The 11,389-nt window shown below is 52.1% G+C and carries 8 protein-coding genes; 2 read left to right on the plus strand and 6 right to left on the minus strand.

The window, feature by feature from the left end; translation table 11 throughout:
• Nucleotide 1: 1 nt before the first annotated feature.
• The 5 genes from ABE504_RS17250 to ABE504_RS17270 all read right to left on the minus strand — a co-directional run bounded on the left by ABE504_RS17250 (nt 2) and on the right by ABE504_RS17270 (nt 4,658).
• Entirely contained in the window at nt 2–1,123 is a 1,122-nt protein-coding gene (locus tag ABE504_RS17250) for a GerAB/ArcD/ProY family transporter (RefSeq protein WP_430090952.1), read from the minus strand.
• Nucleotides 1,124–1,148: 25 nt separating this feature from the next.
• Nucleotides 1,149–1,337, minus strand: coding sequence for a hypothetical protein (locus tag ABE504_RS17255; protein ID WP_430090954.1), 189 nt, complete (start codon nt 1,335–1,337; stop codon nt 1,149–1,151).
• Between the two features lie 35 nt (nt 1,338–1,372).
• Nucleotides 1,373–2,542, minus strand: coding sequence for a Ger(x)C family spore germination protein (locus tag ABE504_RS17260; RefSeq protein ID WP_430090956.1), 1,170 nt, complete (start codon nt 2,540–2,542; stop codon nt 1,373–1,375).
• A 2-nt stretch (nt 2,543–2,544) separates the two neighbouring features.
• A complete protein-coding gene (locus ABE504_RS17265) occupies nt 2,545–4,113 on the minus strand; it encodes a spore germination protein (RefSeq protein WP_430090958.1) in 1,569 nt (522 codons plus the stop codon).
• 140 nt (nt 4,114–4,253) lie between these two features.
• Nucleotides 4,254–4,658 carry a MarR family winged helix-turn-helix transcriptional regulator gene (locus tag ABE504_RS17270; RefSeq protein ID WP_430090960.1) on the minus strand — a complete coding sequence of 135 codons (405 nt, stop codon included), beginning with the start codon at nt 4,656–4,658 and terminating at the stop codon, nt 4,254–4,256.
• Between the two features lie 226 nt (nt 4,659–4,884).
• On the opposite strand from ABE504_RS17270, the gene ABE504_RS17275 reads away from it, so the two are divergent.
• Both ABE504_RS17275 and ABE504_RS17280 read left to right on the plus strand, forming a co-directional pair.
• Nucleotides 4,885–9,015 carry a molybdopterin-dependent oxidoreductase gene (locus tag ABE504_RS17275; RefSeq protein WP_430090962.1) on the plus strand — a complete coding sequence of 1,377 codons (4,131 nt, stop codon included), beginning with the start codon at nt 4,885–4,887 and terminating at the stop codon, nt 9,013–9,015.
• Between the two features lie 192 nt (nt 9,016–9,207).
• Nucleotides 9,208–10,680 (plus strand): right-handed parallel beta-helix repeat-containing protein, encoded by a 1,473-nt coding sequence (locus tag ABE504_RS17280; protein WP_430090964.1) that lies wholly within the window; start codon nt 9,208–9,210, stop codon nt 10,678–10,680.
• Nucleotides 10,681–11,053: 373 nt separating this feature from the next.
• Here the strand turns inward: ABE504_RS17280 and ABE504_RS17285 are convergent, their stop codons facing one another.
• Nucleotides 11,054–11,374 carry a helix-turn-helix domain-containing protein gene (locus tag ABE504_RS17285; RefSeq protein WP_430090965.1) on the minus strand — a complete coding sequence of 107 codons (321 nt, stop codon included), beginning with the start codon at nt 11,372–11,374 and terminating at the stop codon, nt 11,054–11,056.
• Nucleotides 11,375–11,389: the final 15 nt, after the last annotated feature.

Below are 11,389 nucleotides of genomic sequence, written 5' to 3' on the forward strand. Positions count from 1 at the left end.
GTCAACTTTCGATGGCCGGTTCGTTAGCTGCTTTTTTGGCTTTGAACACTTTCCGCAGCTTGAAGGCGGCCCAATAAACGACGGGTGACAATTCCACACAGTAGGCAAAATTGGCCCAGGAATGCATAAGAAAATCATTCAACTCGACTTGACTTTTTACCACATTCATCGAAAGTCCAACCATGATGGCGCCAAACGAGAAAGATAACGGCCGCGTATCTTTGAGCTTAAACAGCTGCGCAAAGATCAGCACCGAGACATAGAGCAGTAAACTGATTTTGATAAATAGCCCTGCGATCCAGATCGATACGACAATCGGATCCAGATTTTCCAAAAAGTCGCCGATGCGAATAAAACGCAGCATTTCAAGAATCGGATACGTGATCTCAGCCATTAAATGCTTATCAAATAATAAGATGCACAACAGATAGTAGAGTTCAAAGAACAAGATACTGAACAAGGAAGACAGTACCAAGGTGCGTCTCGTTTTCTCCGGTTCCGCAAGTAAAGGAAAAATAAATAGAATGAGAAACATTTCGCCAAACCACGGGATAAACGGATAGCTGGCAACAGTCAACTGACGCATATCCAAATTGGTGATCAGCGCTACGGCGCTATGGTAATTCAATTCCTTTCCGACCAGAAACGGTACGAAGGATGCGGTTACGAAAATAACGAAAAAAAAGCCGGCTGCACATCGGAAAATCGCCTCTGGGCCTGAACGGACCGCAAGCCAAATCACCAGTGCAAACGAACCTCCAATTGCCCAGCTAGGCGTAGCTGGCAAGTAAATCTGGATGAGAAAATCCATCGTTTGCCGAAGAACGATACTGGCAATATGAATAAAAAAGAAGCAATAGCAAACCATCATGGGAATGTGGAGCCATCGGCCAATAAGTTCTTTGCCATAATGGGCTAAAAAATCGTTCGGTCTATTTTTAGCGAAATGATAGGCCATAAAGGCGATTGCCAATCCGCCGAAATGTCCGACGATAATGACCAGCCAGCCCTGAAAGCCGGAAGCGGAGGATAGCGGTCCCAACATAAAGCCTGCGCCCGTCGAGAAATTAAACAATACGAACAATAAGCCAAGCTCAAGCTGGCTAACCTTCTGCAACATCATCGTCCGTTCCCTCCTCTTGTCAGTCTTAGAATTTGAAAATAAAGCTGATTGCCCGATTGATCCCCGGCAAGTCGCGAATAGCGTAGACCGACATGTCCATGAGGTAAGCGGCCAGCATACTCAAGGCGACAATCCAGTACGTTCTTTTCTTACGGCCTCGCTTGTACATGTAATGGAACTCATAGGTTCCGATTGCAACGAAGAGAATCGTCATCAGAATCATCCTCCTTCCCCCACTTCACACGGTCGTCATTTCGATGTAACTGAATTTTTCTCTGTACCTGTTCGTCGAACAAAAATTTTTGAATTCACCACAAATTCACAGTTCTTATAGATATCCCGCCACTGATTCTTGTTCTTCTCCCATACTTTCGGATAATGCCACTCCAGTATGCGTCCAAAATTAAAGGCATCTGATTCGATCGCTTGCGTAGCTTTAATAGCTTTCAGGATACGCCCATTCAATTGCTCGGTCAGCATGCCTTCAAGCATGTTAATATTCTCGGGATCCAACAGGTTAAGCTGCGATTCAGATGAAATAATGTCGTCTTCCGCTTCTACATCGATCGTAAACCAGATCCGATCGCCTTGAACATGCGGCTTTATGGAAGCCTTCGAAGATTGAATGAGAAAGGAGATAATTTTATTATCCTTTGGTGAACGTAAGGAATTAAGCGAGCTCTTCATGTTCCCTTGCAGCCACAGACCGGCGCGCATCTGCATGACATCCAGATCTCCTACCATGGCGCCTGCTTTGAATACGGCAGCACCGTCCGTTCCGACCCATCTACTGACTTTTCCTTTTTCACTTATCATTTCAACATCGCCAAGCGTCAATAACCCTGCTACCATATCACCTCCGGCTGCTTCGGCTTGCAGAAAGTCTTTGATCGTTGTGCCGAGTGTAACATGGCGCTGTGCAAATTCTCGGACGATTTCTGACGGCAACCGCTCAAACACAGGGGTTAATTTGGCAATGTCCTGTCCTGTCGCCATTGACACAAAGAGATAGCTTTTGGTGTGAAAGCTGGGCTGGCGTGAAGCGAATTCCAACAGTTGGCTGATGCCATGCTCTGCCATTTTGCGTCCCACTACCACCACGCGACAATGTCCCCATGTAATTTCACGGGATAAATCCGAGCGTATTTTACGAATGGCCACGGGAATGCTCTCCGCCCGCTTGGTCACGATAGAATAGGAATTGCCATTGCTGGTGTTCGTAGACATCGAGCCTGTCGCCATCCGATTCGGCAATGGAAACCCCAGAGAAACTTCAAACTGATCGTCTTCCGGCCGATCGATATACATGACCGTGACAAAAGCATTATCATTGATTTCAATCCTTGACCAACAGCCGGTCAATACCAATACACTGAATCCAGCAACGACAACCAACAGCAGTTTGCGATAGCAATGCATATTTAATCTCCATTATCTTCTGGAATTTGCGGTCTTGGCTTATAGGCAACACGATCGCCTCCGTTCGTTCCGAATAAGACCGGCCGCTTTCTCATCAGCCATATCGGAGCACGCATGAAGACGTCCTTCCAGTCCCCGAACTGGATCGGGGATGTCGGCGTAAGGTAAGGCGTACCGAAGGAACGAAGCGTCACCAGGTGCAAATAGATGAGGAGAATACCAAGAATGACCCCATAAAGCCCCAGCGAAGCCGCCAAAAACATCACAGGGAAGCGCAGAAGCCGAAATGTCAGGCCCAGATCGAAATGTGGGATAACGAACGAGGCAATCCCCGTAATCGAGACTACGATAACCATAGGTGCGGATACGATCCCTGCTTGCACGGCTGCCTGACCGATAACGAGGGCACCGATAATGGATACGGTTTGGCCGATCGGCTTCGGAATTCGCAATCCTGCCTCCCGCAGCGCTTCAAAGGTTAGCTCCATGATAAAGGCTTCGACTATGGCGGGAAACGGAACGTTTTCCCTTGCAGCCGCGACAGCAATCAGCAGATTTGGCGGCAGCATCTCAGGATGGAATGTCGTGACTGCTATATAAACGGAGGGCAGCAAAAATGAAATTAACAAAAAAAAGTAGCGAATCCATCGAATCCATGTCGCCGCAACGAAGCGTTGATAATAATCTTCCGACGACTGAAGCAGCATGTACAGCGTCACCGGTACGATAATCGGAATAGGTGTCCCGTCCACAATAACCGCGATTCGCCCTTCCAGGAGAGCAGCGGCGACGATATCCGGCCTTTCGGTGTACTGCACTTGCGGAAACGGCGAATACGGATTGTCTTCGATAAATTCTTCAATGTACGAACTGCCCAGAACAGCATCGATATCAACACGGCCGATTCTTTCCTTCATTTCATCGACCAGTTTTTGCTGGCACAAACCTTCGATGTAGCATATCACAACGTTGGTATTCGTATAGCTGCCAAACTTGAATTTTTCCACCTTTAACAGCGGAGATTTAACAATTTTGCGAATTAACGACACATTGATGTCCAAATCCTCAACAAACGCTTGCTTCGGTCCGCGAATGACATTTTCATTTTCCGATTGTGTGATCGCTCTTGTCTCTGTTGCACGCAGCGGAAACATGACCATCTGCGGCTCATTCTCAATGAGGAGAAGGACGGCTCCTTCGAAAATAGCATGCAGCGCGGCAGTAACATCCTGGATCCCCTGTATTGCGGAAACTGGAAGCAGTTTATGCTGTAAAATTTCGGATACCATTTCGCTGGTCGAAGAAAACTGCAACTTCAGCAGCAGCGGTTCCAGAATGTGTGATTGCAACATGTCTTGGTTGACGAGCCCGTCGATAAAAATAAACACGCAGGAATGCGATCCGATTTCGCACGAATGAAATTGGACGTCCGCGCAATTCCTGAGCTGCTGTTCAAACCAAGCGAGCCTTGAGGCGACATCGACTTCCACCTGGGAATTCGCTGTCATTGCTGGGGCTGTAAACTCCAGCCGCCCTTTGCGCTGCTTATTAAATAGTTGAGAAAAAAACATAATGAACTCCCATAACTTTTCTTTTTAGCTTGCCAGAAGTCTCATTTTCTATTCATAAAAACTGGAAGCCACCTCGCCGAAAGCACAAAAAAGCCAACCTGATCCAATCAGATTGGCCCCACATAAAAGTTTTTCACAGCCTATTGAAGCAATTTCTCAAATGTCAGCAAACCTGCCCTCTTCAATTCATCTACATGAATTTCGGACAGTTCCTCGAGCAACCCCATTCCTTTGTCTGTAAGGGAGATAAAAATGCTTCGCTTATCTTGCTGGTTCCGGTCCCGCTGAACAAGTCCCAGTTCCTCGCAGCGCTGAATAAGCTCCACGCAAGCATGCGGCGTAATCTGCAGACGCTCGGCAAGCTCCTTCGGCGTGGCATAATTGCGTTCGGGGAAGCCCATGATGGACAGCATCAACTGATGGTACTGCGGTGTCAATCCTTTGCTGCGGGCGGCTTCTTCGCTAAAACGAATAAATTTGCGTATGCGGTATCGAAACAAGGCAAGCTGTTCATAGATCTGTTTGGGCAATCGCTCTTCCGTCATCTCGGCTCCTTTCCGACTCCTAACCTACCCCTAAGTGTAAGAGGTTTGGAAAAGGAGATCAAGTCCACCTCTTATTAAATGGAATGTATAATGACATGAAATCGTTTTCTTCGTATGTAAAAGAAAGAATTTCTCTTTTAATGTTATTATATATGACATATTTCATTGACTTAACTCGCGGTGCGATATATATTTGGTTATAAATCGTTATGTTTGGTGATGAAATATGACAACAACAAAAGTGAAAAGTGTCTGCCCTTACTGCGGCGTCGGCTGCGGTATCATTCTTGAGGTGTCCGGCAATCGTGTCACCAAGGTCACCGGAGATAAAGAGCATCCCACGAATTTCGGCAGGCTGTGCACGAAAGGCAGCACCTGCGCGCAGGCGATTGCCGCATCCGGCCGGCTCGAGTATGCCTGTCAGCGCCAGCACCGTAATGCTGAGCCTGCCCGCATCGGTATCGATCAGGCGATTCGCGAGACTGCTGGAAAGCTCAGAAACATCCTGGACCAGCATGGTCCGGACAGCGTTTCTTTTTATGTATCCGGTCAAATGTCGCTGGAAGCGCAATATCTCATTAATAAATTGGCAAAAGGCTTCGTTCGCACCAACAACATCGAATCCAACTCACGCCTTTGCATGGCTAGCGCCGGCAGCGGCTATAAATTATCACTGGGCGCAGACGGACCACCGGGCTCCTATCAGGATATGGATGCGGCCAACCTGTTCTTCGTCATTGGGGCAAATATGGCGGACTGCCACCCCATTTTGTTCTTGCGGGTCATGGACCGCATCAAAGCGGGCGCCAAGCTGATCGTCGTCGATCCAAGACGCAACGCGACGGCCGAGAAAGCCGATCTGTTTTTGCAAATCAAACCGGGGACCGACCTCGCTTTGCTGAATGGCCTCCTCCATCTGCTCCTGAAAAATGACCATACCGATCCTGCGTTTATTCGCGATTTCACTTCCGGTTGGGACGACATGCCTGCGTTTCTGGACGATTACCCACCGGACCGCGTAGCTGCTATCACCGGTATTCCCGAAAAAGATATTCGACTTGCCGCTGGGTGGATCGGCGAAGCAGCAGACTGGATGAGCATGTGGACGATGGGTCTCAACCAAAGCACGCACGGCACATGGCATACGAACGCCATTTGCAACCTGCACCTTGCCACCGGCGCGATCTGCCGTCCCGGCAGCGGTCCATTCTCGCTGACTGGACAGCCGAACGCAATGGGCGGCCGAGAAATGGGCTATATGGGCCCAGGCTTGCCGGGCCAGAGGAGCGTGCTCGTAAAAGAGGATCGCGACTTCATTGAGGACATGTGGCGCATCCCGCGCGGAACGCTTTCCACCGACACGGGATCGGGCACGGTTTCCATGTTTCAACAGATGGCGAGCGGCAACATCAAAGCGTGCTGGATCATTTGCACGAATCCGGTGGCGACGGTGCCGAACCGTCAAACGGTGATCGCCGGGCTTCAGGCGGCGGAACTGGTTGTCACGCAGGATGCGTTTTATGAGACGGAAACGAATCGTTACGCGGATGTCATGCTGCCGGGCGCCCTTTGGTCCGAAGCCGAAGGCGTCATGATCAACTCCGAGCGCAACCTGACGCTCATGCGCAGAGCCGTCGATCCGCCGGGCGAAGCACTTGCGGATTGGGACATTATTGCCCGCGTAGCTTGCGAAATGGGCTATCGCGACGCCTTCACTTATGCCTCGGCCGCCGAGGTATATGAGGAAATCCAGCAAGCCTGGAATCCAAAGACCGGCTATGATATTCGCGGTGCGACCTATGCGCGCCTGCAGGAAACGCCGATGCAGTGGCCCGCTGCGCCGGACACGGCGCAACATCGCAATGGGATCCGGTATCTCAATAACGGCATCAGCCAGAAATTGAAAGCGAACGAAGATGGTACGATCCCCCGCCTGGCGTTCGCCACGGAAAGCGGGAAAGGCATCTTTCTCGCCCGCCCTTTTCTCCCGCCGGAAGAAATGCCGGATGAGGCGTTTGGTTTTATTTTGAATACAGGGCGCGTCCAACATCAATGGCACACAATGACCAAGACAGGCAAGATCCCAACGCTGAACAAGCTGAACCCCGGCCCTTTTGTGGAAATTCATCCGGAGGACGCTGCATCGCTCGGCATTCAGGATGAGGATCGCGTGGAAATCCGTTCGCGCCGCGGTTTTGCCATTTTACCCGCCGTTGTGACGGATCGCGTGCGTCCCGGGGGCTGCTTCGCCCCGTTCCATTGGAACGATGTGTTTGGCGAACATTTGGCCATTAATGAAGTTACGAGCGATGCGGTGGATCCGATTTCGTTTCAGCCGGAGCTCAAATACTGCGCGGTTGCCTTGACCAAGGCGGCTGCACCCTTGTCCACATTTCCGAAGGAGGAAGGTTATATGTCCAAAGTCGATACGCTTGCAACCATTCTCGGCATTGAGCCCGCTGCCGCCTTAACCTTGGAGACGCATGAAAAAATGTATCTGGCCGGCTTCATTACGAGCCTGCGCACGGACGATTCCCGGACGTCTGCCGGCATCCCGGTCCTTCCTCTAACTGCACCGCTGGACCTGTCAAAAAAATATTGGCTCGACGGCATGCTGGCCGGTATGTTCTCTCGCACCTATTTACCTGAGGCGGCAGCGGCGGTTTCGGTTGCAGCGCCTTTGGCGTCGCCAAGCGCGTCAGGAGGCGCGTTACCAGTTGCTGTGGCTGCCGCAGCCGTTGGCTCGGCTGCGCAGCCTGCAGCAAGCGCACGAACCGGCATCACGCTGCTCTGGGCATCGCAAACCGGCAATGCGGAAGGCGCCGCGCTGGAATGCGCGAAGACGCTGCAAGCCGCAGCTCACGACATCCGCTGCATCCCCATGGATGCCTACAACGTGGCGGAGCTCGCGTCCGAACGCTTCGTGATCCTGGTCGCCAGCACGTTCGGCGCCGGCGATCCGCCGGATAACGGCGCCGCGTTCTGGCAAGCGCTTGGGGCGGATAATGCGATTAAGCTGCCCGAGCTGCAGTACGCCGTGCTCGGCTTGGGAGATTCCAGCTATGACGCCTTCTGCGGATTCGCCCGGAATCTGGACGCCAGGCTTGAGCAGCTTGGCGCGCGGCGTCTGACCTCTCGCGCGGACTGCGACACCGATTACAGCGAGCGGCTCGGCAGCTGGATTCAAAGCGTGAATCAGACGCTGCAAGCGGTGAAGGACGGCATCAGCGCCAAGGGGAAATCGTATGATCGCCAGCATCCGCTGCAAACGACGCTGAAAGCCAATCACCAGTTAAGCGGTGACGGCTCGGAGAAAGATACCCGCCATTATATTTTCGACCTTGCGGGCACGGGCTTGACGTATGAAGCCGGCGATTCGCTCGGCGTATGGCCGGTTAACTGCCCCGAACTCGTTGCGGAGCTGCTTTTCGTTACCGGATTGCAGGCTGATGCTCCAGTTCGTATCAAAGACCAAGAGCTGCCCTTGCAGGATGCCTTGCTCCACCGCCTGGAAATCGCCCGCATTACGCCTGCTGCGCTTGCGTTCCTTCACGAACGCTCAGGCAGCGAACAGCTTGGCGAGCTGCTGCAGCCTCAGCATAAAGCCCGGCTGCGCACCTGGCTATGGGGACGGCAGCTCGTCGATGTGCTGGCCGAACTCCCCGTGCGGCTAACCGCCGAGGAGCTTGTCGGTCTGCTCAAACCGCTGCAACCGCGGCTGTACTCCATCTCCTCGAGCCCCAAAGCAACGCCAGACGAAGTGCACATCACCGTCTCCACCGTGCGCTATACCTGCAGCGATCGGGCACGCAAAGGCGTCTGCTCGACCTACCTGGCGGAGCGTCTTGCGCCGGATGCCAAGACCGCCATCTTCGTGCAGAAGGCGGCGCATTTCCGGCCGCCGGCCGATCTGGAGGCGCCGATGATCATGGTCGGTCCCGGCACCGGCGTCGGTCCGTTCCGCGGCTTTTTGCTGGAGCGGCAGGCGGCGCAGGCCAAGGGCCGGAACTGGCTTTTCTTCGGCGAGCAGCATGCCGACACCGACTTTTACTTCCAGGCGGAGCTGGAAGCAATGGTGAGCAGTGGCCTGCTGCGCCTGGACACGGCCTTCTCCCGCGATCAGGCGGAGAAGGTGTATGTGCAGCACCGCATGCTGGAGCACGGTGCAGAGCTGTGGGCCTGGCTGCAAGCCGGCGCACATTTCTATATTTGCGGCGATGCCAGCGCCATGGCCAAGGAGGTCGAAGGCGCGCTGAAGACGATTATTCAGACGCACGGCGGCAAAAGCGCGTACGAAGCGGACGCGTACGTGAAGGAAATGGCGCAAAGCAAGCGGTATGCGAAGGATGTATATTGAGTGGAATTGGCGGCCTCAGACTTGTAAACGAGTCTGGGGTCTTCGTTGTCTTTTAGGCAGATAGACCGTGCAGTTGTAAAATAAGGAATCGATTTTGATATCTTGGCATTTACGCAGCCCCCGGCGCGATTTATCCTTACTACATCAGGCGAATGCTTCGTCTGAATTTCATATTGTGGAAGGAGAATGATGATGTTCAAAGCAAAAGCAAGCAAGTACGCCCTGCTCACGTTGTTGGCGGTTTTATTTTTGGCAGCGGTTACATGGGGGCCGTCGCAAGCCAGCGCCGCTTCGCCGCCGACCGGAAAAGTCAGGCTCAGTCACAACAATGACGCTTTCTACGCCGAAGCGACCTCTGCAACGGACTGGAGCAACGTGCAGAATTACAGCTATAACGCCACCCAAGGCGGCAGCGTATGGACGATTACCAGCTTGGGCAACGGTAAGTATAGCCTTTTGGCAGCTGGGAAAGCATTAACCTTGAACAGTGCCACCGACTGGGACGTCGTGAAGACGACGGCTTACAGCGGATGGACTACACAGCAATGGACGATTACGGATCTGGGCGGTGGCTATTTCAAACTTGAGTGTAACGGCAAAGCGCTGACCGGGGATGCCGGCGGCAACGGTGTCACTGTGAAATCCACACCGTACAGCGGCTGGACGACGCAAAAATGGAAGCTGACGCCCGTGGACACGACAGGCTGGCCCTCAGGCACCTGGAACTGGGTGTACCAGAACGTAGATCGAACCGCCCGGCTGGAGGTGGAGTCCCGCGCCAATGTGCTAATCATCGGTTCCACCATTCATGATGTCACCGACGATCTGGGCATTCTGATCTCCAACTCCGACACGGTTCAGATTAAGAATACGACAGTGCGGAACCTTACCGATAACGGCAATGTCTACGGGATGGGGATCTATTTGTACAGGTCCGACAATGTCATGGTCGATCATGCCACCGTGAAGGAGCTCGTCTGGACCGGGACCGCTTTCCACGCGCACGCCATGCATATCTACGGCGGCAGCGGCATTACAGTCAAAAACTCACAAATCTACAACGTTGACGGCAACGGCATCACGGTGGAAGCTGACAATACCAATGTGCTGATTGATAACAATGACATTTACAATTCAGGCCGCCGCCCCTTCTCGTCCAGCGCGCCCTACCACGGCATCTATGCAAAAGCTGCCGACATGACCATTCAATACAACCGCATCCACGACAGCCTGGACGGTTCGGCGATCTCGATGCGCAGCACAGGCGTCGTTAAAGGCAATACGTTAACCAACAACAAGCATGCTGCCATCGCCTATTGGCCCGACTATCCAAAAGGCGCCAGCGGTAAGCTGGACATTATCAATAACATCATTTCTCAGGACGCCTACACGACCACAAATTCCAAAGCGTCTGGCATCGCGATCAACTATACCGATGGTAAACCTGCCGACAATTACTTCAACAATTTTTACATCGACCACAACCAGATCACCCTCACGAGCGGCAACAGCCTTGGGATGATCACCTGCTTCCAAGCCACTGGCACCTGGTCGATCAGCAATGTGCAAGTGACGAATAACACCTTAACGGACGGCAGGAGCACGCCGAACTATTTGGACGGCGAAACTTACATGAGCTCTACTTCGGGGAATACTTTTCAATAGGAGCAAAGCCTCCTGGTTAGAAGATGTATTTTCTACATCAAATTCAGAAAAATAGGTGGATTTTAGGATAGATCCTGTATTTCCTACAGCCAATTCGCCACTCCCCCTTCGATTTTCGAGGAAAAAAGCACGATGGCGAAGAATTTACTGTAGGTTTTACATGATTTCCGGAAAATCGGCCTGTTTGGAGGAAATAACATGCACTTTTTGCAGTAAGTCATTGCCACCGGCTTAGCTGGTGGTTTCCATAGCCCTATAAGGATATGGTACCCGTACGCGTTTCTACGGCTCACCGAATGTCAGTCAACTTTAACTGTGGGCATTCTTACTCCAAAAAAAGCAGGGCGGCTCATCTGCCGCCCCTGCTTTTCGTTCACCGTCGGAATTGTCCCGGTGTGACGCCCTGCATCTCTTTGAAAATTTTGATAAAATATTTCGAGCTGCGAAACCCCGTTTTCTCGGCGATTTCCTTAATTTTCAGCCGATCCTCTTCCAAGTATTCACAAGCTCGGCGAATACGTGTTTCTTGCAATAAATGGATAAACGTTCGATCGGTGTACGTCTTCAGAATGCCATTTACAGAAGTGGAGCTTAAAGCAACCTCTTCGCACAGCTGTGCCAACGACAGATCTTTCATGTAATTCGCCTCTATGCAATCCATGATTCGACGGAAGGTTCGAAGCTGCCGCTCCAAGGCTCCCCACTCCTT

The sequence above is a fragment of the Paenibacillus oryzisoli genome, assembly GCF_050467285.1.
GTDB classification, from domain to species: Bacteria; Bacillota; Bacilli; order Paenibacillales; family NBRC-103111; genus Paenibacillus_E; species Paenibacillus_E oryzisoli_A.